This is a genomic window from Arthrobacter sp. 01T414 (assembly GCF_056398965.1).
Genome location: NZ_JBFTQK010000004.1, coordinates 164,144 through 187,120 on the forward strand (window position 1 = coordinate 164,144; position 22,977 = coordinate 187,120).

Sequence of the window (22,977 nt, forward strand, 5' to 3'; positions counted from 1 at the left end):
GAGGCACCGTCGCCCAAAAACCCGCCGAACCTGAGGGAGCATCCCCCAAAAACCCGCGAGACGTGAGGGAGCGTCGCCCGAAAACCCGCCGGACCTGAGGGAGCGTCGCCACGAAACGCGCCGAACCTGAGGGAGCGTCGGGGTCCGGGTCGGGAGCGTCGGAGCCAGGGTCGGGGGGTGCTCAGGAGCCGGAGTGGGCCTGCAGGAAGGAGTAGACCTCGGTCTCGTCCACGCCGGGGAAGGCGCCGGGCGGCATCGCGGCGAGTAAGTGCGAGTGGGCGCGGGCCGAGGGCCAGGCATTGCCGGCCCACTCCGAGGCCAGGGCGGCTGGGGGTCGCTTGCAGCAGCTCTCGTCCGGGCAGGTCGACTTAGACCGTTCCGTGGTGTCGCGGCCGCGGAACCACTTCACCTGCGCATAGGGCACGCCCACGGAGAGCGAGAACTCGCCGTTCGCGGAGCGCTCGGTCCGGGCCGTGCACCAGTAGGTCCCGGCCGGGGTGTCCGTGTACTGGTTGTAGGCACTGAACTTGTCCGGCACGTCGAACACCACGCGGGAGGTCCAGTTCTTGCACGAGGGCTGGCCCTCGATGGCGCCGGTGTGGTCCTGCGGGAACGTCACGCCGTCGTTCTCGTACGCCTTGTAGATGATTCCGCTCTTGTGCGTCTTCTGGAAGTGCGTGCGGAGGTCCAGGTGCTCGGTGGCGAGGTTGGTGAACCGGTGCGCGGCGGTCTCGTAGGACACCGCGAATGCGTCGCGGATGTCTTCCACCGCGATTTCCTTGGCCACCTTGGCGCGTTTCAGGAACTCAACGGTGGCCAGTTCCGGCAGCAGCAGTGCGGCGGCGAAGTAGTTCGTGGCGACCCGCTGCATCAGGAAGTCACCGTAGTTCGTGGGGGTCTGGTGGCCCAGCACATAGTGGCCCAGGGCCTGCAGCAGCACCGAACGGGGGTCGTGGTCGCTCCGGGCGTTCTGCGTAAGGTAAATTCTGCGGTTCTTCAGATCCGTCACCGAGCGGGTCGAATGCGGCAGGTCGCCCACGTGGTGCAGGCTGAATCCGAGGTGTCCGGCAATGTCCGCGATGACATGGTGGGACAGCGGGCCGGACGTGTGGCCCACGGACGCGAGGACCTTCTGCGCCTCCGCTTCGTACTCCGGGAAGTAGTTGTTCCGCTCCCGCATCATGGCGCGCAGCTCGCCGTTGGCACGGCGGGCTTCCTCCGGCGTCGCGACCTGCTCGTTGAGGCGGCGCTCCAACTCATGCTGCAGGCCCACCATGGACTCCAGTACGTCCATCGGCAGCCTTGAACTGATGCGGATTTTGGGCAGGTTCAGGGACTCGTAGATCGGGCTGCGCTGGTAGCGCTCCAGCTCAATCTCCAGGGCCGCGCGACGGTTGGGCGGTTCCGCGCCGAGCAGCTCGTCGATGCTTACGCCAAGCGCCGCGGCGAGTTGCTGGAGCAGCCCGAGCTTGGGTTCGCGCTTGCCGTTTTCGATCAGGCTCAGCTGGCTCGGGGCGGTTCCGACGGCGGCACTCAGGTCATCGAGCGTCAGCCCCGCCGCCTTGCGCAAATGGCGGACACGGCGGCCCATGCTAATGACGTCCACCTCGGGCGTGACGGGCGAAGGCGAGGACGAAGCCTGGCGATTCCAACTGGCGGGATGCATTTATTGAGAATATGCGAAGAACCGCATTTCTTTCCATACTTTTGGTCTAGAAACCCCTTGGAAAGTGCAGAAAAGTAGTTCTCACAGAAAGATTCACCACCCGGACAACCGGCCAGCAAACCGCAGCGACGCAGGCTGGCCGGCCCGGATCCACCAAGGAGACTAAGATGACTGCAGCATTTGAGCCCACCCAGCAGCCGTCCAGCCAGGACACAACAGAGCAGGCCGCCGCCCTGGAGCTCGAGTGGGCCGCCAACCCCCGCTGGGAAGGTGTCACTCGGGATTACTCAGCGTCCGACGTCGTCCGCCTCCGCGGCCGGGTCTCCGAGGAACACACCCTGGCCCGCCGTGGCTCCGAGAAGCTGTGGAAGCAGCTCACCGAGGAGCACAAAGAGGGCAAGTACACCAACGCCCTGGGCGCCCTGACCGGCAACCAAGCCGTGCAGCAGGTCAAGGCCGGCTTGCGGGCCATCTACCTCTCCGGCTGGCAGGTAGCCGCCGACGCCAACAACTCCGGCCACACCTACCCGGACCAGTCGCTCTACCCGGCGAACTCGGTCCCCACCGTGGTCCGCCGCATCAACAATGCCCTGCTCCGCGCCGACCAGATCGAGTTTTCCGAGGGCATCCAGACCGTTGAGGACTGGATGGTGCCGATCGTCGCCGACGCCGAGGCCGGCTTCGGCGGCCCGCTCAACGCCTACGAGCTGATGAAGTCCATGATCCAGGCCGGAGCCTCCGGTGTGCACTGGGAGGACCAGCTCGCCTCGGAGAAGAAGTGCGGCCACCTCGGCGGCAAGGTCCTGATCCCCACCCAGCAGCACGTCCGGACGCTGAACGCGGCCCGGCTGGCCGCCGACGTCGCCGGTACACCGTCGGTCATCATCGCCCGCACCGACGCCGAGGCAGCCACCCTGATCACCTCCGACGTCGACGAACGGGACCAGGAATTCATCACCGGCGAGCGCACCCCGGAGGGCTTCTACAAGGTCCGCAACGGGATCGAACCCTGCATCGCCCGGGCCAAGGCCTACGCCCCCTACTCCGACCTGATCTGGATGGAGACCGGCACCCCGGACCTGGAGCTGGCCCGCAAGTTCGCCGAGTCGGTCAAGGCCGAATTCCCGGACCAGATGCTGTCCTACAACTGCTCGCCGTCGTTCAACTGGCGCAAGCACCTCGACGACGACACCATCGCGAAGTTCCAGCGCGAACTCGGCGCCATGGGCTTCACCTTCCAGTTCATCACCCTGGCCGGCTTCCACGCCCTGAACTACTCGATGTTCGACCTCGCCCACGGCTACGCCCGGGAAGGCATGAGCGCCTACGTCGAGCTGCAGGAGAAGGAATTCGCCTCCGAAGCACGCGGCTACACCGCCACCAAGCACCAGCGCGAAGTCGGCACCGGCTACTTCGACGACATCGCCACCGCGCTCAACCCGAACGCATCCACCCTCGCCTTGGTCGGATCGACCGAAGAGGGCCAGTTTCACTAATCCCCAGCCGCCCCCTCCGCTCGCAAGCTCGCGAGGGAACCCGGCGGCTGTGGGCCCATTTCGCCGCCCCGGTGAGCTGGTCAGCCAGCTCACCGGAAGGCACGACGGCGGCCGGCACCTCGGGGTGAGCCACCGGGGGCCGGGAAAGGTAATCCGGGAGCACGCGGAGGAATGCCTTTTTCGGCCCCGAACCACGTCACCATTCGCCGTCGAACTTGCTTCTTCTCTAAGGAGAGATTTGAAATGAACAGCTTCACTGACAACTTCACTATCAACGGGGTTACTTTGACCGCGCAGCCGATTTGCCGGCAGGGCGAGGTGCTTACTCCGGACGCGCTGGCGTTTGTTGCCAAGCTGCATCGGGCCACCGCGGAGCGCCGGCAGGAGCTGTTGCAGGCCCGGCAGGAACGCCGCCAGCAGATCAGCAAGGGCCAGGATCCGCGTTTCCTGCCCGAAACCGAGTCCATCCGCAACGATCCGGAGTGGCGCGTGGCTCCCCCGGCACCGGGGCTGACGGACCGGCGGGTGGAGATCACCGGCCCGGTGGATAAGAAGATGACCATCAATGCGCTGAACTCCGGCGCCAAGGTGTGGCTGGCCGACATGGAGGACTCGTCCACGCCGACGTGGCGCAACGTGGTCCAGGGCCAGCTGAACCTGACCGATGCGCTGGAGCACCGGATCGACTTCACATCCCCGGAGGGCAAGGAGTACAAGCTCCGCGCTGCCGAGGAACTGCCCACGATCGTGGTCCGTCCCCGCGGCTGGCACCTGCCGGAAAAGCACATGCTCATCGACGGCGCCCCGGTGGCCGGCGGCATCGTGGACTTCGGTCTGTACTTCTTCCACAACGCCCGCCGCCTGATCGCCCAGGGCAAGGGACCGTACTTCTACCTGCCGAAGATCGAAAACCACCTCGAGGCGCGGCTGTGGAACGACATCTTCGTCCTGGCCCAGGACCTGCTGGGCATCCCGCAGGGCACCATCCGCGCCACGGTCCTGATCGAGACCATCACGGCCGCGTTCGAGATGGAGGAGATCCTCTACGAACTGCGCGAACACGCTGCGGGCCTGAACGCCGGCCGCTGGGACTACATCTTCTCGCTGATCAAGAACTTCCGCACCCGCGGCCCGCGCTTCGTGCTCCCGGACCGCGGCCAGGTCACCATGACGCAGCCGTTCATGCGCGCCTACACCGAACAGCTGGTGCGGGCCTGCCACAAACGCGGCGCCATGGCGATCGGCGGCATGGCCGCGGCTGTCCCCAACCGCAAGGACGAGGAAGCCAACGCCATCGCCTTCGAGAGGGTCCGCGCCGACAAGACCCGCGAGGCCGCAGACGGTTTTGACGGCTCCTGGGTGGCGCACCCGGACCTGGTGCCGGTGTGCCGCGAGGTGTTCGACGGCGTCCTCGGCGACCGCCCGAACCAGCTGGACCGGCTACGCGAGGACGTCACCCCGGACGACCGCGCCCTGATCGACATCTCCTCCACCACGGGGACCATCACCGAACAGGGTGTGCGGAACAACATCGAGGTGGGCATCCGCTACATCGAGTCCTGGCTGCGCGGCAACGGCGCAGTGGCCATCCACAACCTGATGGAGGACGCCGCGACCGCAGAAATCTCCCGCTCGCAACTGTGGCAGTGGATCTTCTCCCGTGCCATCACGGACGCGGGCGACGTCATCACCCGCGAGTGGGTGGAAGACATGCTGGATGAGGAATTCGCCAAGCTGGAACGCTTCGAGGGCGACCGTTTTGCAGACGCCCGGGACATCTTCGAGGAGGTCACGCTCGGCAACGAGTTCCCGGCCTTCCTGACGCTGCCGGCCTACGACCGCTTCCTGCACGAAGCCCGCGACGGCGCCGAGACCGCAACCAGCGGCGCCCACCTGGTGGCCGTCTAGCCACCTACGCCGGGCCCGGGCGCCACCCAGGCGTCCGGACCCGGCCCCGCCAGAATTCCGTCCGCCGGGCTGCCACGCCCTTCGCAACAGGCTCCCCGAAATCCGGGGCGGCAGCCCGGCAACGGAAAACCCCTTCCGAGCACCCGACAACGGCGTCGATCGGACACTTGAGGCCCATGTTTTCCACAAAACATGGGCCTCAGGTGTTGGCGCGGGCAGCTCCGCGCCGTCGTTTCAGTGGGCCTTCGGGATGTGGCGCAGGGACAGCGCGCAGCCCACGATGAACAGGGCCACCGAGCCCAGGATCATCAGCAGCGGCCCGGTCCAGGAGCCCGAGATACCGTGCACGTAGCCCAGCAGGGTGGGGGCCGCGGCTCCGAAGCAGTAGCCGGCGCCCTGGACGACGGCGGACATCCGGCCCGCCGAGGCCTGGTCGCGTGCCAGCCGGATGATGGCGATGAAGATCAGCGTAATGCCGCCGCCCTGGGCCACGCCGCCGAAAGAGGCCCACAGCCACCACAGCCCGGGGGCCAGCAGGAGCCCCACCGGCACCGTCAGCCACAGCGCGCCCAGGGTGAGTCCGACCGTCGTCGTGCTGGCAAGCCGGGCCACGAGCGGAACGCCCAGGCCGCCAGCGATCGCCAGGATCTGGAACAGCGAGGATCCGGCACCGGCCGCCGACGGCGCCAGGCCGAGTTCGTCGGCGAGGAGGCTCGGCAGCCAGGCGGTAACGCCGTAGTAGGAGAACGCCTGTCCGGCGAAACCCGCCGTCAGCGCCACCGTGATCCAGCGCGATGCGGGCCGTCCCGCCGTCCGGGTCGGGTCCGCCCCCGGGATTGCTTCCGGCCGGAACGAGCTGCTGCCGGCGGCCAACACCCACACTGCGCCGGCCGCGACCGCGAAGAGGGCGCACGCCGCGATCGCCGGACGCCAGCCGAGCATCTCGGCCAATGGAGCCGTAATCATGGACGTGACAAAGGAGCCGATGTTCAGCGTGGCGGTGTAGGTGCCCATGGCAGCGGCCTGTTTCGCCGGGCTGAAGTCCCGCCGGATGATCAACGGGACCACGATGTTGCCGATCGTGATGGCGATACCCAGGATCACGGTGCCGAGCATTACGAGGGCGCCCCCGCCGGCGGAGCGCACCACGACGCCAAGCAGCACGCCAAGCAGGGTCAGCGTGATTGCGAACTCCGGGCCCAGCTTCCGGCCGGTCAGCGAGGCCAGGGGCGCGGCGAGCGCGAAACAGAGCACCGGGATGCCCGTCAGGAAACCGATTTCAACCGGTGAGAACCCGAGGTCGCGCTGCATGTCCCCCACCACCGGCGCGACCGCCACGAACGGCCCGCGCATGTTGAGGGCGATGAGTCCGATCGCGATCATCAGGAGCCCGCCGCGCGGGATCTTCGCCAGGGCACTCACCCCGCGGTTCCCGGTCCGGCAGCCGGGCAGAAATATGTTTTCATCAGTCCCATTGCTATCACGCGCCGCTTCGGCCTGCGCCGCACCCGCCGGAACATGACGCACCGGGCTTCACGATGGACAAGCCGCGCGGCCGGCGGACTAGGGTTTTTGGCATGACGCACCACATCCGGAGGGCCACGGCCGCCGACGCCGGTCCGCTGGCCGAACTTGCGGCCATCACCTTTCCGCTCGCCTGCCCGCCCGAGTCCCGGCCGGAGGACATAGCCGCGCACCTCGCAAACACCCTCAGCGAAGACAATTTCCGCGCCTACCTGAGCGATCCGGACGTCACCGTCCTCGTGCTCGACGCGGAAGGGGCCCTCCGCGGCTACAGCCTGCTCGTGGACCGCCCCACCCAGGATCCGGACGTGTCGGCCGTCCTGGCAGCCGTACCAAGCACCGAGCTCAGCAAGTGCTACGTCCACCCGGACCACCACGGCCTCGGTGCGGCGGCCGAACTCATGCAGGCCAGCATCACAGCGGCGGCGGCTACCGGCGCGCAAGGTCTCTGGCTTGGCGTGAACAGCCAGAACGCACGAGCCATCAGGTTCTACGAGAAGTCCGGCTTCCGAAAAGTCGGCACCAAGTCCTTCAGGTTGGGGACCACCGTGGAGCACGACTTCGTCATGGAACGTCCGCTCGCACCCTGAGCGCCCCTAGCCCGGGAGGCACCGGGCACTCGGAAGGACGGCCGGGAATGGAGCGGGGCCCGGCCGGGTTGTCGCCAGCATGAAGATTGAGATCTGGTCCGATGTGGCCTGCCCCTGGTGCTACATCGGCAAGCGCCGCTTTGAAACCGCCCTTGCGGCATTCCCGCACCGCGACGCCGTGGAGGTGCACTGGCGCAGCTTCCAGTTGGACCCCTCCCTGCCGGAGCACTACGACGGCACCGAGCTGGACTACCTGAGCACCCGCAAGGGGATGGCGCCGGAACAGGTCAGCGGGATGTTCGAGCACGTGGCGGCAATGGCCAGCGCCGAGGGCCTCAACTACCGGTTCGACGACGTCGTGGTGGCCAACAGCTTCACCGCCCACCGGCTGATCCACCTCGCCGCCGCGCACGGGAAGCAGGACGCTGCCAAGGAACGCCTGCTCAGTGACCACTTCGAGCACGGACGCGACATCGGAAACCGCGACTACCTCACCACCTTGGGCCTTGACCTCGGGATCGACGCCGCCGAGCTGGACGAACTGCTCGGCTCGGACAAATACGCCGACGCCGTCCGGCAGGACTTCGCCGAGGCCCGGGCCCTCGGCATCAGCGGCGTGCCGTTCTTCGTCATCGACCGCAAGTACGGCCTCTCCGGCGCCCAGCCCGCGGAAACTTTCACCGCCGCCCTGGAGCAGGCCTGGCAGGAAAGCCATCCGCTGGTGATGGTCGACGCCGGCGCTGCCTCGGCCGGCCAGGACGGCGCGGCGTGCGGCCCGGACGGCTGCGCTGTCTGAATCCGCGGCCGGAGCCTAGGCGGGCTGGGCCAGGGCTGCGTTTGGCCCGAGGCCCAGCGCCGGCCCTCTCCGGACGATCTCCAGCGCCTCGACGTCGAGCAGTTTGCGGGCGCCGGTCCGGGCGTCCAGGATCCAGAACAGCTCCATCAGCGGGATGGTCTGGGTGACCCTCCCGCGGTGAAACAACTTGCCGTTGTGCCAGGCCTCGACTTCGTCCCCCGTGGCCAGTTGCGCGCACGACCGGATCACATTTTCCGTACCCATAGCGATTTCCTCCCCATCGGCGCCCCGCCGTCGGGACTCCGTTGGCACCAGCATGCACGGGCGAGGTTTCGGGGGCGTTTCCGGTGCGTGTTTTTCTTGCGACCCCCGGCCATGGCCTGGGCCTTTTGCGCCTCAGTCCGGATCTTTTTAGTGACAGATCGCGCTAAAGTGTCCGTATGCCTAGGATTTCGGCCGCGAGCAACGCCGCCCAACGAGCCGAGACCCAGCGACGAATCCTGACCGCGTTCGGCGAGCTGCTTTTCACGCACGGGCTGCCCGGCCTGACCATGACCGACGTCGCCCGGCACGCCCGGATCGGCCGCACCGCCGTCTACAACTACTACGCGGACATCGAAGAGCTCCTCATTGCCTACGCCCTGGACGAAACCGAGCGTTTCCTCGTGGAGCTGCGCGATTCCCTGTCCTCGCTGGAGAACCCGGTGGAGCGGCTCGCGCTCTACGTGCGCGCCCAGGTGGCGGACCTGAGCCGGCGCCACCTGCCGCCGGGCCCGGCGATGGGGGCCGTCCTATCCCCTGCCTCCTTTGCCAAACTGGCGGACCATGTGGGCGAACTCAGCCTCCTGCTCCAGGACATCCTGCGCGACGGCATGGCGCAGGGTTATCTCCCCCAGGCTGACATCACCCAGCTCGCCCAGCTCATCCACGGCACGCTCTCGTCCAGTGCGGCCCGGGGCGACGGGGCGGGGCCGGACCCGGAAGCGGAGGCGCGGATCGCCCGGACGGTGCGCTTCATCCAGCTGGGTGCCGGGGCCAGGTTCGACGACGAGGGCCACCCCCTGCGCCTCGGCGCGTAGCCATGCTCGGCCCGGCCGGTCTGGCCCGGCCGGCCCGGCCTGGCCTGGCCGGTCTAGTCCCGGCTAGTCCGGGCATCCGGAGCCCGGGCTGCTTATTGGCGGCTGATCAGGGCTTGGGGCTGACCGGGACGATGGTCGGCACGACGGGCAGGCTGGGGTCCTCGACCACCCGGCGGGTTTCCCGCGGGCAGCTGAGCTTGCCCGGCGTCTGGTCCACGAGCCCCGGCTTTGCCAGCGCCTTGAAGTCACCGGTCAGGATGACGTCCACGGTTGCGTCGCTGCGGCCGTCCTGGACGTAGTCCGACCCGGGCACGTTGCGCTGGACGCTGAACGCCGCGGACTGCCCGGCGGCCCCGGACACTACCAGCGCCACCCCCCGGTAGCCGGACTCGGTGTTGCCCACCGCGCCCACCCGAAACTTGCGTGCCACGAAGTCGTTGGCCACCGTCCGGGCCAGACCGGGCCGGCTCGTCGAGTTGTAGACGTTCAGCTTGATCTTCGAGGGCGGCGTGTAGTCGTACGTCGCCCCGGGGCAGAGCGGCGCAGCCGCCTGGCTGCGCTCCGCCGTCGGGAGCTTGATCTGGCCGTTCATGATGGCCAAGGCCACCACAATGGCCGAGGCCACAAGGGCCACCAGAAGCACCAGGACGACGCCGTGAAGAATGCGCCGACGCATCCTTACGGGGTTGTCCAGCTCGTCCTGCTCCGCGAACGTCGCCCGCAAATCGGAGCCAGTGATGACATTGTGGCCGTGCAGGACCGTGAGATCCTTCGGTTTCCTAGCCATTTATCACCAGCACGCGGGCGTGGATCGCGGTGCGCTGGTGCAGTGCGGTGCGGACGGCTCGGTGCAGGCCGTCCTCGAGGTACAGCACGCCGCGGAACTCCACCACGTGCGGGAAGAGGTCGCCGAAGAAGGTTGAGTCCTCGGCCAGGAGCGCCTCGAGGTCAAGGGTGCGTTTGGTGGTGACGAGTTCATCCAGCCGGACCGGGCGCGGCGGCAGCGCCGCCCAGTCCTTGGGCGTATTGAAACCATGGTCAGGGTACGGGCGTCCCTCGCCCACAGCTTTGAAGATCACCATGCAAGCCTATGGAAGATCCCTGGCCAGGGGAATCAAAGAGGCCACGACGCCGGAGGTTGTGGCCAAACAGTGATCATTTGTCATCGCAATATCCCGCCGTGTCACTGCCGTGCGCAGGATTGTCACACCGGCGTCCGCCACTCCCGGGCGCGGGCGTCATAAGACCGCCGCCGGAGGCGAAGTCCAGGTCCGGCTGAGAGAATGGAAGCATGACTGACACCGCGACCTCCGCCCCGGCGCCCTCGGCCCCGCCGCTGGCCCTGCTGCTCGACGTCGACGGCCCGGTGGCGAGTCCCGTCACCCGCACGGTCCAGCCCGGGATCATCGCGGACCTGCTGGCACTCGCGGAGGCAGGAATTCCGGTGATCTTCAACACCGGCCGTTCCGACGCCTTCATCCGCGAGCAGGTCATGGCGCCGATGATCGCCGCGGGAATGCCGGCGGGAATCACCATCCACGCCGTATGCGAGAAGGGCGCCGTCTGGTTCAGCTACACCGCGTCCGGGGCCGGCCAGGTCCACGTGGACCGGGAGCTCGCCATTCCGCAGGCATTCGGGGACGATGTGCGGCGGCTCGTCGCGGAGGACTATTCCACCCACATGTTCTACGACGAGACCAAGCGGGCCATGGTCTCGGTGGAACAGCACATCGCCGTCGCCAATTCCGACTACCGCGAGGAACAGGCGCTCTTCGACGCGGACGCGATGGAACTGATGGGCCGCCACGGCCTCGGGGTGGTGCGGCTGGACCACCACGCCCCAAACAGCGATGACCAGATCGACTACCGCGTCGACCCCACCATCATCTCCACCGACATCGAATCCGTCCGACTCGGCAAGGATCTCGGCGCCAGCCGGGCGGTGGAACTCCTGGCGGCCCAGGGCATCACGCCGCAGGCCTGGCGGACGGTGGGTGATTCGCGCACCGACTACGCCATGGCGGACTGGCTGCACCATAACGACCACCCCGTGAAGCATGTGGACGTCCGCCCAGCCGACGGTATTCCGGTCAAGCCCTACGCAGTCCTGACCGCGGCCGACCTGGGGCTCGGCGCCGAGGTCATCCACGACGACGCCGGGGCTGCCTTCCTGCGTCACTGGCGTACCGCCGTCGCCGGCTGAACGCCCCGCACCGGGCCGTTTTGCGGCCGGGGTTATTATGCAATTAGAGAACCACGCACCACCTACAGCTCGGAGAGTCGACATTACAGACGCATTGATCCAGGACGAGATTTACTACGGCAGCCAGGCGAGCGAGGACAACTACGCCCACGCCGAGGTCACCTCCCCGGCCGCCGTTGCCAGGCTCCGGACCCGCACCGACGTGGTGCGCCGGCACGGCCGGTACGCGCTGATCAATGAGAACCGAACCCCGTACCAGGCCATGGTGGAGGACCTGCTGTTCGTCCGTTCCGTGCTGGACGGAGCGAAGCTGGATTACCYCCTGGTCCGCGGCAACAACGACCGCCCAGTTATCGCCGTTGACTGGAAGAACCGCCGGGAACTCCGGGCCGCCCTGGTCGAGGCCTGCCGGGACGAACCGTTCTACTCCATGACCGTGGACGCCAAGAAGAAGTCCTCCGTGCTGGTAGCCGACGGCGAGCTCTCGCCCAACCGCCAGGCCCGGATTTTCCGCCTGTACCGCCCCCATGTGGAACCCCACGGCGGGCTCGAGTTCGGCGCCTCGGCCGGAGTCCAACTGGAGCTCTGGAGCTTTGAAGGCGACCAGCTGATCCTGCCGATCGAGAACTCGCTGACCCGGCGGACGCTGCTGGCCCAGGACGCCGTGCGCGGCACCGTCGAACGCTATGGCCACACCTGGCCCACGATCGAGAACATGTTCGCGGACCACGCCAGCGACATCAACTTCGACATCGACATCGTCTTCTCATGGGTGGATGGTTCCTCGCCCGAATACATCGCCGCGCGCAAGGCACGGATGGCCGGCGTCGTCGTCGGCGAGGGCGACGACCACGAGGCCCGCTTCCGTCAGATCAACGAGCTGAAATACGCCCTGCGCTCGGTCTACATGTTCGCGCCGTGGATCCGGCGGATCTTCATCGCAACCGACTCCCCCGCGCCCGAATGGCTGGCCGACCACCCCGCCGTAACGATCGTCCGCAGCGAGGAGTTCTTCGCCGACCCCTCGGTGCTGCCGACGCACAACTCCCAGGCCGTCGAATGCCAGCTCCACCACATCGAGGGTCTGTCCGAGCATTTCCTGTATTCTAATGACGACATGTTCTTCGGCCGGGCAGTGCGGCCGGACATGTTCTTCACGCCCGGCGGGATCACCAAGTTCATTGAGGCGGAGACGCGCATCGGCCTGGGCGACAACGACGCCGAGCGGAGCGGCTTTGAAAATGCTGCGCGGGTGAACCGCAAGCTCCTCTGGGACCGGTTCGGGAGGATCACCACCCGGCACTTGGAGCACACCGCAGCCCCGCTCCGGCGCAGCGTTGTGGCGCAAATGGAGGAGGAGTTCCCGGCCGAGTTTGCGAAGACGGCCGCCAGCCGCTTCCGGGCCGCGGACAACATCTCCGTGACGAATTCGTTCTACCACTACTACGCCCTGCTGACCGGCTTGGCCGTTACGCAGACCGCTGCCAAGGTCCGGTACGTGGACACGACGGCCCGGGCAGGCCTGAACTACCTGCCCAAGCTGCTCTCCAAGCGGAACATGGATTTCTTCTGCCTCAACGACGGAAGCTTTCCGGAGGTACCGGCCGAGGAACGCGCGGAGCTGGTGACCGATTTCCTGGAGAAGTATTTCCCGATCAAGGCCCCCTGGGAGAAGTAGCGGCGGAGATCGCGGCCGCTAGCCCGCCTAGTTCCGCGTGGTGATCCGGCGGTGGCCGGGCGCCTGCGCCGGATCCTCAAGCCGAGCCTGGCGCGGATACCGGATGCCGGCGGCGGTGATGCGCCGTTGGGCCTCCTCCGCCGTGACGTATTCGCCCACCGCGGGCAGGGTGTCGCCCACCTGCACCACCGAGTGCACAATCGTGTGCTCGTAAACGTGGACGAGGTTGAAGGACTGCCCGCTGTCCCGCCCGCGGCTGCCGCCGACGGGGACGTTCAGGTCCTGGGTGTAGCAGGTGGCGGACGCGACCGAAACCGGGATGCCGGCGAACATCGCCGTCGTTGAATAATGCAGGTGGCCGCCCAGGATGGTGCGCACGTCCGAGTTCCGGAGAACACCGGCCAGCGCGGCCTGTCCGCGCAGTTCCACCAGCACGGCCAGATCCAGCACCGAGGGTACCGGCGGGTGGTGCAGGGCCAGGATGGTGCCGTCGGGGGCCGGGGTGGAGAGCTCCGCGGCCAGCCACTCCAGCTGCTCGGCACTCAGTTCGCCGTGGTGGAACCCGGGCACCGAGGTGTCCAGCGTGATGATCCGCAGGCCGTTGATGAAGTAGCTATGGTCCACGGGGGCGTCGTCCGCCGGCTGCTCCAGGAGCCTGGTCCGGAAGTTGGCCCGGTCGTCGTGGTTGCCCATCGCCCAGATGACCTTGGCTCCCATCGCCCTGCAGGCAGGTTCCACGATGGCGAGCAGCTTCGAATAGGCCTCAGCCTCGCCGCGGTCCGCCAGGTCGCCGGTAAAAATCACGGCTTCGGGGCGCGCGCCGGAAGCGAGGACCTGATCGAAAACTTGTCTGAGCCGGGAGTCGGCGTCCACCGCCCCGTGCAGGGGATCCGTGCCGCCGAGCAAATGCGAATCACTCAAGTGGAGTAGGAAATGACGCGGCCGGGGGTGCTCGGCCTCGATGAGTTCCATTGCAAACCTCCCTGGTTGGGTGGCGGCAGTGCCTCCAGCGTCCCTCTCAGTAATATCTATCCAACCAGACATTCGGCCAACAATGTGCAAACCCCAGTAGGCATATTTGAAAAAAGGCACAAATCGAGTAGACCGGCGGACACATACGGGCTTACGTATATGCCGGATGTGTCCGCCGGAAAGTGGATTACTCGTATGCCGTGCGGCTAGCTCAGGTAGCCGTTCGGGTTGAGCACGTACTTCGTGGCGGCGCCGGCGTCGAATTCGGCGTAGCCCTTCGGTGCGTCCTCCAGGGAGATCGCCTTGGCGTTGACGTTTTTGGCGATGCTGACCCTGTCATGCAGGATCGCCATCATTAGGCCGCGGTTGTACTTCATCACGGGACACTGGCCGGTGGTGAAGCTCAGCGATTTGGCCCAGCCGGTACCCAGGCTGAGCGAGAGTGCGCCCTTCTTGGCCGCCTCGTCGACGCCGCCCGGGTCGCCCGTCACGTAGAGCCCGGGAATGCCCAGCGCCCCGCCGGCCGCCGTCAGTTCCATAAGGGAATTCAGCACGGTCGCCGGCGCCTCCTTGGCGTCATGGCCGTGCCCCTTGGCTTCGAAGCCGACGGCATCGACGCCGCAGTCGACCTCGGGCACGCCCAGGATCTGCTCTATCTGCTCGGCGGGCCCGCCCTTGGACAGGTCCACCGTCTCGCAGCCGAAGGAGCGTGCCTGCTTCAGCCGGTCCTCGTTCATGTCACCAACAATGACGACCGCCGCACCCAGCAGCTGCGCGCTGGTGGCAGCGGCCAGGCCCACGGGCCCGGCCCCTGCGACGTAGACAGTGGAGCCCACGCCGACGCCGGCGGTCACAGCGCCGTGGAAGCCGGTCGGGAAGATGTCCGAGAGCATGGTCAAGTCCATGATCTTCTCGAGGGCCTGGTCCTTGTCGGGGAACTTCAACAGGTTCCAATCCGCATACGGAACCAGGACGTAGTTGGCCTGGCCGCCGACCCAGCCGCCCATGTCCACGTACCCGTAGGCGCTGCCCGGCCGGTCGGGGTTGACGTTCAGGCAGATGCCGGTCTTGCGCTCCTTGCAGTTCCGGCAGCGTCCGCAGGCGATGTTGAAGGGGACTGAACAGATGTCCCCCACCTTGATGAATTCGACGTCCGGGCCGACTTCCACGACCTCGCCGGTGATCTCATGGCCGAGCACCAGGTCGGCGGGGGCGGTGGTGCGGCCGCGGACCATGTGCTGGTCCGAGCCGCAAATGTTCGTGGCAACGGTTTTGAGGATTACGCCATGGCGCACCGACCGGCCCACGTTGGCGGGGTTGACCCCCGGGCCGTCTTTAAGTTCGAAGGTGGGGTAGTCAATGTCGATCAGTTCGACTTTTCCTGGCCCTTTGTAGGCAACGGCTTTGTTTCCTGTCATCACTTTCCTCCTGGTTTCACGGACCCCAATGTTGAGTGCCCAGTTGTGATTCACGAAGCATTCTGATGCGCCCTCCACGGGGCCGGGTCGGCTGCACTGCCGACGGCAGGCGCGTTTGCGCCGCAGGTAAGCCCGGAATGTCGGAGGGTTTCGCCAGTCTAGGCCGGAAGCATGCTTAGGGGTAGGGCCCCTTGTGCCCTTGCGTTACCGTCGGCTGTCCCAATAGGGACGGGACCGGGCAAACGGTAGGCAGCGAAGGCCGCTGAAGGCCGCTGAGGCCGTGGTTCAGCCGAGCGCCTGCCGGACTGCCTCGATGACCTCGGGTGAGTCCGGCTCCACGGTGGGTGCGAAGCGGGCCACAATTTCGCCGTCGCGGTTCACCAGGAACTTCTCGAAGTTCCATTTCACCAAGCCCGGCAGGAGGCCGTTCTTGAACTTTGTCAGCTGCGCATAGAGCGGGTGCTGGTTCTTGCCGCGGACGTTGGCCTTCGTAGTCAGCGGGAACGTGACGCCGAAGTTGCGTTCGCAAAACTCGGCGATTTCGGCATCGGCGCCAGGTTCCTGGCCGGCGAACTGGTTGCAGGGGACGCCGAGGACGGTGAAGCCCTCGTCACGGAACTTGTTGTGAAGCGCCTCCAGGCCGGCGTACTGGGGCGTGAAACCACACTGGGAGGCCACGTTCACCACCAGCACCACCTGGCCCCGGAACCGGCCAAATTCCGTTTGGGTGCCGTCGTTGAGCGTCAGCGGGATGGAGTGCAGGGATGTCATGGGTGGTTTTCCTCGCGGGCTTGGGGGCAGGAACAGTTGACGATGGTGATTCGGCACCAAGGCGCCCGGGTATGGGTACGGCTGCCGCACTGCGGCGTCGGAGTGGCTACGACGTCGGGCCGGTGGCGAGTTACGGTGTCGGGCCGGTGGCGAGCCCGAGGCCGCCAGTCGGCTCGGTGGCAGCCGTCTCCTGCGGGACGGCGGGAGAGGTGGGCGTCGGAGCGGGGGCGACGGGGGCCGACGCCGGGTCTGTCGCGGCGGGGGCCGGCGCTGGCGTGGCGGTCGGTGTGGGAGCCGGAGTCGGGGTCGGCGTCGGCGTCGGCGTCACCGCTGGTGCGGGCGGCACGGCTGGATCCGACGGGACCGCGGGCGTGGGCGTGGGGGTGGGCGTGGGGGTGGGCGTGGGGGTGGGCGGCGTCGTTGGCGCGGGAGCCGGCGTCGGGGTCGGACTCGGCGTCGGGGTGGCGTGCGGGGAGGACGTCGCGGTCGGTGACGGCTTGGCCGAGGGACCGCCGGGATGCCCGGGCACAGGCTTTTCCTGCACGCCGCCGGTGACCGCCTGGGTGTGATCTTTCGCCACCGGAACCGCCCAGTCCGCGCCGGAGCTTCCCGGGCTGCCGGCACCGGACTTCCCCGCACCCGGGGCGTAGCTGACCATCGGGATGTCCTCAAGCCGGTCCACCTGCCGGGTCGGAAGGAACTTCCAGTCCAAGGGGTTGGTGTGGGAGCCGTTCAGGATCGTTTCGAAGTGCAGGTGGCAGCCCGTGGACGAGCCCGTGGTGCCTACCTTGGCGATGACCTCGTCCACGGCCACCGACTCGCCCTTCTTCACGGCAATGCCCTGAAGGTGGTTGTAGGTGGTGATCAAGCCGTTTCCGTGGTCGATTTCCACCCGGTTCCCGCCGCCCCAGGGATGCCATCCCACCGCACGGACCACCCCGGCATCGGCCGAATACACCCGGGTCCCGCACGGGGCGGCGAAATCCTGGCCCCAGTGGAACTCCCCGGCGGTTCCGGTCAGGGGGCTGGTGCGCAGCCCGAACGGGGACGACTCAAAGAGCCTTTCGAGGGGTGCCATCAGGAAGCCCTTGGGCGGGCGCGAGAGCCCTGCCGACGCGACCCGGAGCTCGACGTCGCCGTCCTTGGACGTGGTTTGGACCGTGGTCCGGGAGAAGGAAACGAGAGCGTGCCGGTCTGCGGTCAGCGCTGATGTCCCCCGGCCGGCACCTCCCGGATCGCCGGGCACCCTACTTCCGCGGTACAGCAAACCCGGTCCGGGAGTGCCTGTTGCGAGCGAAGGCTGCGACGCGGGACCGGATACGGCGATGGGGGGTTCCGGGGGGCCAAAAACCAGCAGGGCGAGGGCAAGTCCGGTGACAGCCGCCAGCGAGCGCGGCACAAGACCCAAGGGCCTGGCCTGTCCACTCGATGAGTTTCCCCAATGTTTTCCCACGATGCGACTCCTGCGAATCTGTCCGCCAGGCCCAAGCTCGTCGGACCCACCCCCTATGTGAACACACTCGGCCGGGCCTGTGAACCTCCAAACTGCCCGGGTTCGCGGGCGTTCGGACCAATTCCGCGCCAGCGTCGGGCGAACAGCGGCGCGTCCCAGTAGCCCTGCCGGGAAAACAGGTACCAGCCCCGCATCGGCCGGGTAAGAATAGGGGGTATGCGCAATGTCCTCAGGGAATGGCAAGCCGAACTCAAACAGACGTTCACCGGAACGCGTGACGCGGTCCCGGAGTGGGTGGGCCACCTCGCTGAGGGAGACGACGCGGGCTTCCATCTACCAGGTTCCGCCGTCTGGGCCGTGCACGGGGATATGCCGACGATCGTGGCCGGTATCCGCGCTTTGCTCATGCAGGCACTGCACCCGGGCGCACTGGCCGGGGTGCACGACCATTCCCGCTTCCGCGAGGACCCCCTGGGCCGGCTGGCCGGGACCATCCGCTGGATTTTCACCGTCACCTACGGGTCAACGGGGGCTGCCCGCGCCGCGTCGGGGTGGGTGTTGCGGCTGCACGAGTCGGTGCGCGGGGAGTACACCGACGGCCACGGCGCGCTCCGGCACTACGCGGCGAACGACCCGGAGCTGCTCCGCTGGGTGCACATCGCCTTCACCGACGCGTTCCTGTCCGCGCACAAGCTCTGGGGCCGGCCGATTCCGGGCGGCCCCGACGCTTACGTCCGCGAGTGGGCGCAGGCGGGGACACTGATGGGCGTGGAGGAGCCGCCGCTGAGCGAGGCGGACATGCGCCGGCAACTCGACCGCTGGTACGACGACGGCGAACTCGCCTCGGGCGCGAAGGTCGCCGAAACCGTGGCATTCATCCGGGATCCCCCGCTCCATCCTGCGCTCAGGCCCGGGTACCGGGTGCTCTTTGCCGCGGCGGTGGCCAGCCTGGAGCCCAAATACCGGGAGATGCTGGGGCTGCGGACCGCGCGGCTGGGTCCCCTACCGTTGCCGGTGAAGCTTGCGACGAGACTCACCCTCGGCGTCGTCCACCTGGCCTTGGGCAGGGTTGGCCCGAGCGAGCAGGCTGCACGTGCACGACTCCGGCGCCTGGGGTACGCGGGCTAGGCGAGCCGGTGGGGGTTGTGGGGCCGGGCTCCCGGTGCGGCGGTGAGCAACCCGGAACGCAAAAAGGCCCCGGTCCAATGGACCGGGGCCAAGCGCGGAGAATGGGGGATTTGAACCCCCGAGGGCGTTAACCCAACACGCGTTCCAGGCGTGCGCCATAGGCCGCTAGGCGAATTCTCCAGTTGCTTCTGAATCAAAAGCAGATACTAGACTACCTGAACTTCCGCGCTTCGCCCAATTGATCCCTCCGCCCGGCCCCCGACGAACATGTTCCACGCTCGGATCCCGCGATGGACATCGCCCCAATATGCCCGCTCCCCGGCACGAAAAATGGGCATGCCCCACCGCGGCCAAGCGGGCCAAACCCCGGATTCGGGCCAGGCCGGATCGTCGGGTAAACTAATCGACGGCCCCTCATGTGGCGTCATCCTGTTGAACTCCCCCAGGACCGGAAGGTAGCAAGGGTAAATGGGCTCTGGCGGGTGCATGGGGGGTCTTTTATGTCTGTGCCGATTGGTAGGGTTTAGCTGTGACTGTTACTACCGCTCTTTACCGCAGATACCGCCCCGATTCGTTCGCGGACGTTATCGGGCAGGAACACGTCACCGACCCGCTGATGACGGCCCTGCGGAAGAACCGCGTCAACCACGCCTACCTCTTTTCCGGCCCCCGCGGCTGCGGTAAAACCACCTCCGCCCGCATCCTGGCGCGTTGCCTGAACTGCGCCGAAGGCCCCACTGACACTCCCTGCGGCGTGTGCCCCAGCTGCGTCGAACTCGCCCGCGGCGGCGCCGGTTCTCTCGACGTGATCGAGATCGACGCCGCGAGCCACGGCGGTGTGGACGACGCACGTGACCTGCGGGAACGAGCCACCTACGCACCGGTCCGCGACCGCTACAAAATCTTCATCATTGACGAAGCCCACATGGTCACCTCGGCCGGCTTCAACGCGCTGCTCAAGATCGTCGAAGAGCCGCCGGAACACATCAAGTTCATCTTCGCCACCACCGAGCCGGACAAGGTGATCGGGACGATCCGGTCCCGCACCCACCACTACCCGTTCCGGCTGGTACCACCGGAACCCCTGATGGCGTATCTGGAACTGCTCTGCCAGCAGGAGAACGTCCCCGTGGCTCCGGGCGTACTCTCGCTCGTCATCCGCGCCGGCGGCGGCTCGGTGCGCGACTCGCTCTCCGTGTTGGACCAGCTCATGGCCGGGGCCGGCCCCAATGGCCTGGACTATGAGCTCGCCGTGGCGCTGCTGGGCTACACCCACGCTTCCCTGCTCGACGACGTCGTCGAGGCCGTTGCCGCCTCCGACGCCGCCACCGTGTTCCGCGCCGTGGACCGCGTCATCCAGACCGGCCACGACCCGCGCCGCTTCGTCGAGGACCTGCTCGAGCGTTTCCGCGACCTGATCATCGTGCAGGCAATGCCGGAGAGCGCCCAGTCGATTCTTCGCGGCATGCCCGCGGACCAGATCGCGCGGATGCAGAACCAGGCACACAACCTCGGCGCGGCCGAACTGTCCCGCGCGGCGGATGTCACCAACACGGCGCTGACCGAGATGACCGGCGCCACCTCCCCCAGGCTGCACCTTGAACTGCTGTGCGCCCGCATCCTGTTGCCCAGCTCGGAGCAAACCGAACGCGGCATCGCCGCCAGGATCGACCGGGTGGAGCGGCGCCTGAATTACTCCGGGAACGACGTCGGAGCACCGGCAGCCGTGTCGGCGCCGGCCGCCATGCCATCCAGCGCTCCGGCCCCGGCAGCCGTGCCGGCACGCACCGTCGCGCCCACAACCACCCCGGCCCCAGCCCAGACTGCTCCAGCCGTCGACGGCGCGGCCGCAGCTGAGTCCCCGGCCGCTCCCGCTGCCCCGGCCCCTCAGGAAATCCAGCCGGAACGATCGACGATCACCGCCCCGCGGGTCAGCACCAACGACTGGCCGGTCGAGGAACCCGCAGCACCCCAGGGCGCCTCCCGCCCCACCCCCGCGCCAGCAAGCCGGCCGGATGTTCAAGCCAACCGTCCGGAGCAGGCACCGCCGGCGTCCGCGCCGGCAGGATCGGGCCAGAGCGCCCCGCCCGCACAGCCCGCCCCGTCCCCGGAGGCTCGGCCCGAACCAGCCGAGCGGCCAGCGGCGAGTGTCCCTTCGGCAGTTCCTACACCGGCACCCGCCCCGGCCTCCGCGCCAGCGTCCGGTTCCGGACCCGACGTCGAGGTCCTGCGCCGCGCATGGCCCGAGATCCTGCAGACCCTGACCAAGATCAAGCGCAGCACCTGGGCGCTCGTCGAACCCAATGCGCAGGTCGGACACTTCGAGGACCAGGTCCTGACGTTGTCCTTCACGACGTCCGGGCTCGCCGGAGCCTTCGGCCGGGCAGACCACGCGGAAAATCTGCGCCAGGCGATCCACAAGACGATTGGCATCGACTGCCAGATCACGGCCGTGGCCGGCGGCACCAACAGCGCAGCGAGCTCTGAGCCAAACCCAAAAGCGCCCGCTAGCCGGGAGGCTGCGGCTCCATCGGCGCAGGCGGCCACCTCGGCCGACGTCGCCTGGGGCCTGGCCCCCGCCCCTGCCACGGCCGGGCCCGCCCCGGATTCCGCGTCGGCAGCCGGCAGCCCGGCAGGCGGCGGAGCCGATACCCGACCCGACGCCGCAACGGTAAAGGCCGCCCCGGAGCAGCCGCCTGCCCCAGCGCCGGAGCCCGCCCCGACGGAGCCGGCTCCGGCCGTTGCAGCGGCCCCGACCGCACCGGCCCCTGCATCGAGCAGCGCGAGCGCCGGCCCGGCCGCCAAGCCGGCTGACGGCCCGATGGCCGAGGCAGCCGGTTCCTACTCGTACCCGGACGAGGACTGGGGTCCCCCGCGGGACGAGGATGCCCCGCCGCTGGATGAAGAGCCGCCGATGGACTGGAATCCCTCAGCCGCTTCAGCCGCCCGGCCCGCACCCGCTGCGGCGCCCGCGCCGGAACGGCCCCGCCCCGGCAACGCCGCCCCCACCCCGGCAGCGGCGCCGGCAAAGGCAACGAGCCAGGCCCCGGCGAATACGACCACTTCCGAGGACCCGTGGGCCCGCGCCGTCGAGCAGTCCCCCGGGGTCTGGACGGTCGGTACGGAACTGAATGTGGGGCGGCACTCCGCCCCGGAGGCCGCAGCAGAGTCCGCGCAGCCCACCCCCGAGCCGGAGCCTCCCCACTATGAACCTGCGGCTGCCCAGATTCCCGAGCCGGTCGGCGCGTATTCGGCCGGATCCGGAGCGGGCTTCGCCGGTTCCGCTGCCGCCCGCGCCCCCGAACCGCAGCTCGCCCCGGCCGCCTCCGGCCCTGCGGTCATCACGGCGGCGGCATCCCCGGTGGTGGCGACGGCTCCGGTCGGCGCTCCGCCGTCGTCGGGACGGCAGAGCCTTTACCAGCGGCTGTCCAACAGCCCCGAGGCGGAAGCCGGACGCGCCAAGGCACCGGCGCGCGCCGCCGTCGCCACGAGCTACGTACAGGACATCCCCAGCGCCGACGACGAAACAATCGAGGAGTCGGGCGTCTTCGGCCGCGCCGCCGTCGAGCGTATTCTGGGCGGGAAACTGCTCGAAGAGCGCTCCCTGGACGGAAGCCCGTTGGCTCCGCGCTTCTAGCCCTCCCGGCGGCCGCCCGGCCCGCCACTCCCCCAAACGAACGAGGACATTGTGTACGAAGGTGCAGTTCAGGAGCTGATCGACGAGCTCGGCCGGCTGCCCGGCGTCGGACCCAAATCCGCCCAGCGGCTTGCCTTCCACATCCTCGAAGCCGATCCGCAGGACATGAAGCGCCTGGTCGAGGCCATCACGACGGTGAAGGAGCGGGTGAAGTTCTGCACCGTGTGCGGCAACGTCACCGAGCAAGAGCTGTGCAACATCTGCCGGGACCCGCGCCGCGACCCCGCCGTGATTTGTGTCGTGGAGGAGTCCAAGGACGTACTCGCCGTAGAGCGCACCCGGTCCTTCCGCGGCCGGTATCACGTGCTGGGCGGTGCCATTAACCCGATCGCCGGGATTGGCCCGGAACAGCTTCGGATCCGTGAACTGCTCACCCGCCTCAATGACGGCGCCATCCAGGAAATCATCATCGCGACGGACCCCAACCTGGAGGGTGAGGCTACGGCCACCTACCTCGCACGGATGCTCAAGTCGATCGGCATCACCGTCACACGGCTCGCGTCCGGCCTTCCCGTAGGCGGCGACCTCGAATACGCCGACGAGGTCACCCTGGGCCGGGCCTTCGAGGGCCGCCGCAACGCCCTGAGCTGACGGTTGC

19 protein-coding genes, 1 tRNA gene and 1 other RNA gene are annotated in these 22,977 nt (G+C 67.9%); 11 read left to right on the top strand and 10 right to left on the bottom strand.

Features of this window, described 5'->3' with window-relative positions; translation table 11 throughout:
- Positions 1-181: 181 nt before the first annotated feature.
- Entirely contained in the window at positions 182-1,666 is a 1,485-nt protein-coding gene (locus AC1DK9_RS10815; RefSeq protein WP_476915926.1) for a helix-turn-helix domain-containing protein, read from the bottom strand.
- Between the two features lie 167 nt (positions 1,667-1,833).
- Here AC1DK9_RS10815 and aceA point away from each other — a divergent pair, with 167 nt between their 5' ends.
- Complete coding sequence (aceA, locus tag AC1DK9_RS10820) at positions 1,834-3,162, top strand: isocitrate lyase (protein WP_476861079.1); 1,329 nt, start codon at positions 1,834-1,836, stop codon at positions 3,160-3,162.
- A gap of 243 nt (positions 3,163-3,405) precedes the next feature.
- On the top strand, positions 3,406-5,070 hold the full coding sequence (gene aceB / locus AC1DK9_RS10825) for a malate synthase A (protein ID WP_476915927.1): 1,665 nt from the start codon (positions 3,406-3,408) through the stop codon (positions 5,068-5,070).
- Positions 5,071-5,304: 234 nt separating this feature from the next.
- Here aceB and AC1DK9_RS10830 read toward each other — a convergent pair whose 3' ends face one another.
- Positions 5,305-6,453, bottom strand: a complete 1,149-nt coding sequence (locus AC1DK9_RS10830) for an MFS transporter (RefSeq protein ID WP_476861578.1) — start codon at positions 6,451-6,453, stop codon at positions 5,305-5,307.
- Positions 6,454-6,647: 194 nt separating this feature from the next.
- Between AC1DK9_RS10830 and AC1DK9_RS10835 the strand changes: the two genes are divergently transcribed.
- Together AC1DK9_RS10835 and AC1DK9_RS10840 are read left to right on the top strand one after the other, a co-directional pair.
- Positions 6,648-7,184, top strand: coding sequence for an N-acetyltransferase family protein (locus tag AC1DK9_RS10835; RefSeq protein ID WP_476915928.1), 537 nt, complete (start codon positions 6,648-6,650; stop codon positions 7,182-7,184).
- Positions 7,185-7,263: 79 nt separating this feature from the next.
- Positions 7,264-7,980 (top strand): DsbA family oxidoreductase, encoded by a 717-nt coding sequence (locus AC1DK9_RS10840; RefSeq protein ID WP_476915929.1) that lies wholly within the window; start codon positions 7,264-7,266, stop codon positions 7,978-7,980.
- A 15-nt stretch (positions 7,981-7,995) separates the two neighbouring features.
- Here the strand turns inward: AC1DK9_RS10840 and AC1DK9_RS10845 are convergent, their stop codons facing one another.
- Positions 7,996-8,244, bottom strand: coding sequence for a hypothetical protein (locus AC1DK9_RS10845; protein WP_476861083.1), 249 nt, complete (start codon positions 8,242-8,244; stop codon positions 7,996-7,998).
- 176 nt (positions 8,245-8,420) lie between these two features.
- Between AC1DK9_RS10845 and AC1DK9_RS10850 the strand changes: the two genes are divergently transcribed.
- Positions 8,421-9,059, top strand: coding sequence for a TetR/AcrR family transcriptional regulator (locus AC1DK9_RS10850; RefSeq protein ID WP_476915930.1), 639 nt, complete (start codon positions 8,421-8,423; stop codon positions 9,057-9,059).
- Positions 9,060-9,165: 106 nt separating this feature from the next.
- Here AC1DK9_RS10850 and AC1DK9_RS10855 read toward each other — a convergent pair whose 3' ends face one another.
- Together AC1DK9_RS10855 and AC1DK9_RS10860 are read right to left on the bottom strand one after the other, a co-directional pair.
- Positions 9,166-9,846 (bottom strand): LytR C-terminal domain-containing protein, encoded by a 681-nt coding sequence (locus tag AC1DK9_RS10855; protein ID WP_476861085.1) that lies wholly within the window; start codon positions 9,844-9,846, stop codon positions 9,166-9,168.
- Positions 9,839-10,138, bottom strand: a complete 300-nt coding sequence (locus tag AC1DK9_RS10860; RefSeq protein ID WP_175322235.1) for a type II toxin-antitoxin system VapB family antitoxin — start codon at positions 10,136-10,138, stop codon at positions 9,839-9,841. Before AC1DK9_RS10860 ends, AC1DK9_RS10855 begins: the two co-directional genes overlap by 8 nt.
- Before the next feature lie 212 nt (positions 10,139-10,350).
- Between AC1DK9_RS10860 and AC1DK9_RS10865 the strand changes: the two genes are divergently transcribed.
- Together AC1DK9_RS10865 and AC1DK9_RS10870 are read left to right on the top strand one after the other, a co-directional pair.
- Positions 10,351-11,262, top strand: coding sequence for an HAD family hydrolase (locus AC1DK9_RS10865; RefSeq protein ID WP_476861086.1), 912 nt, complete (start codon positions 10,351-10,353; stop codon positions 11,260-11,262).
- 37 nt (positions 11,263-11,299) lie between these two features.
- A complete protein-coding gene (locus tag AC1DK9_RS10870) occupies positions 11,300-12,940 on the top strand; it encodes a stealth family protein (protein ID WP_476915931.1) in 1,641 nt (546 codons plus the stop codon).
- Between the two features lie 27 nt (positions 12,941-12,967).
- Here the strand turns inward: AC1DK9_RS10870 and AC1DK9_RS10875 are convergent, their stop codons facing one another.
- The 4 genes from AC1DK9_RS10875 to AC1DK9_RS10890 form a co-directional block, all read right to left on the bottom strand.
- Positions 12,968-13,912 (bottom strand): phosphodiesterase, encoded by a 945-nt coding sequence (locus tag AC1DK9_RS10875; protein ID WP_476861088.1) that lies wholly within the window; start codon positions 13,910-13,912, stop codon positions 12,968-12,970.
- 206 nt (positions 13,913-14,118) lie between these two features.
- Positions 14,119-15,330 carry a formaldehyde dehydrogenase, glutathione-independent gene (fdhA, locus tag AC1DK9_RS10880; RefSeq protein WP_476861089.1) on the bottom strand — a complete coding sequence of 404 codons (1,212 nt, stop codon included), beginning with the start codon at positions 15,328-15,330 and terminating at the stop codon, positions 14,119-14,121.
- A 285-nt stretch (positions 15,331-15,615) separates the two neighbouring features.
- Complete coding sequence (locus AC1DK9_RS10885) at positions 15,616-16,101, bottom strand: glutathione peroxidase (protein WP_476861090.1); 486 nt, start codon at positions 16,099-16,101, stop codon at positions 15,616-15,618.
- A gap of 130 nt (positions 16,102-16,231) precedes the next feature.
- Complete coding sequence (locus tag AC1DK9_RS10890) at positions 16,232-17,347, bottom strand: M23 family metallopeptidase (RefSeq protein WP_476915932.1); 1,116 nt, start codon at positions 17,345-17,347, stop codon at positions 16,232-16,234.
- Positions 17,348-17,770: 423 nt separating this feature from the next.
- On the opposite strand from AC1DK9_RS10890, the gene AC1DK9_RS10895 reads away from it, so the two are divergent.
- Positions 17,771-18,682, top strand: a complete 912-nt coding sequence (locus AC1DK9_RS10895; protein ID WP_476915933.1) for an oxygenase MpaB family protein — start codon at positions 17,771-17,773, stop codon at positions 18,680-18,682.
- Positions 18,683-18,777: 95 nt separating this feature from the next.
- On the opposite strand, the gene AC1DK9_RS10900 is transcribed toward AC1DK9_RS10895, so the two are convergent.
- A tRNA-Ser gene (locus AC1DK9_RS10900) sits at positions 18,778-18,862 on the bottom strand.
- Between the two features lie 225 nt (positions 18,863-19,087).
- Between AC1DK9_RS10900 and ffs the strand changes: the two genes are divergently transcribed.
- The 3 genes from ffs to recR all read left to right on the top strand — a co-directional run bounded on the left by ffs (position 19,088) and on the right by recR (position 22,970).
- An RNA gene (ffs, locus tag AC1DK9_RS10905) (signal recognition particle sRNA small type) lies at positions 19,088-19,184 on the top strand.
- Between the two features lie 27 nt (positions 19,185-19,211).
- Complete coding sequence (locus AC1DK9_RS10910) at positions 19,212-22,319, top strand: DNA polymerase III subunit gamma and tau (RefSeq protein WP_476915934.1); 3,108 nt, start codon at positions 19,212-19,214, stop codon at positions 22,317-22,319.
- Positions 22,320-22,370: 51 nt separating this feature from the next.
- Positions 22,371-22,970: a recombination mediator RecR gene (gene recR, locus AC1DK9_RS10915; protein ID WP_476861094.1), complete on the top strand. Its 600-nt coding sequence runs from the start codon at positions 22,371-22,373 to the stop codon at positions 22,968-22,970.
- Positions 22,971-22,977: the final 7 nt, after the last annotated feature.

What these genes read in the sequence shown, in the direction of transcription:
- AC1DK9_RS10815 (WP_476915926.1), bottom strand. Translation starts at nt 1,666, where the DNA reads ATGCATCCCGCCAGTTGGAATCGCCAGGCTTCGTCCTCGCCTTCGCCC.
- aceA (WP_476861079.1), top strand. Translation starts at nt 1,834, where the DNA reads ATGACTGCAGCATTTGAGCCCACCCAGCAGCCGTCCAGCCAGGACACA.
- aceB (WP_476915927.1), top strand. Translation starts at nt 3,406, where the DNA reads ATGAACAGCTTCACTGACAACTTCACTATCAACGGGGTTACTTTGACC.
- AC1DK9_RS10830 (WP_476861578.1), bottom strand. Translation starts at nt 6,453, where the DNA reads ATGATCGCGATCGGACTCATCGCCCTCAACATGCGCGGGCCGTTCGTG.
- AC1DK9_RS10835 (WP_476915928.1), top strand. Translation starts at nt 6,648, where the DNA reads ATGACGCACCACATCCGGAGGGCCACGGCCGCCGACGCCGGTCCGCTG.
- AC1DK9_RS10840 (WP_476915929.1), top strand. Translation starts at nt 7,264, where the DNA reads ATGAAGATTGAGATCTGGTCCGATGTGGCCTGCCCCTGGTGCTACATC.
- AC1DK9_RS10845 (WP_476861083.1), bottom strand. Translation starts at nt 8,244, where the DNA reads ATGGGTACGGAAAATGTGATCCGGTCGTGCGCGCAACTGGCCACGGGG.
- AC1DK9_RS10850 (WP_476915930.1), top strand. Translation starts at nt 8,421, where the DNA reads ATGCCTAGGATTTCGGCCGCGAGCAACGCCGCCCAACGAGCCGAGACC.
- AC1DK9_RS10855 (WP_476861085.1), bottom strand. Translation starts at nt 9,846, where the DNA reads ATGGCTAGGAAACCGAAGGATCTCACGGTCCTGCACGGCCACAATGTC.
- AC1DK9_RS10865 (WP_476861086.1), top strand. Translation starts at nt 10,351, where the DNA reads ATGACTGACACCGCGACCTCCGCCCCGGCGCCCTCGGCCCCGCCGCTG.
- AC1DK9_RS10875 (WP_476861088.1), bottom strand. Translation starts at nt 13,912, where the DNA reads ATGGAACTCATCGAGGCCGAGCACCCCCGGCCGCGTCATTTCCTACTC.
- fdhA (WP_476861089.1), bottom strand. Translation starts at nt 15,330, where the DNA reads ATGACAGGAAACAAAGCCGTTGCCTACAAAGGGCCAGGAAAAGTCGAA.
- AC1DK9_RS10885 (WP_476861090.1), bottom strand. Translation starts at nt 16,101, where the DNA reads ATGACATCCCTGCACTCCATCCCGCTGACGCTCAACGACGGCACCCAA.
- AC1DK9_RS10895 (WP_476915933.1), top strand. Translation starts at nt 17,771, where the DNA reads ATGCGCAATGTCCTCAGGGAATGGCAAGCCGAACTCAAACAGACGTTC.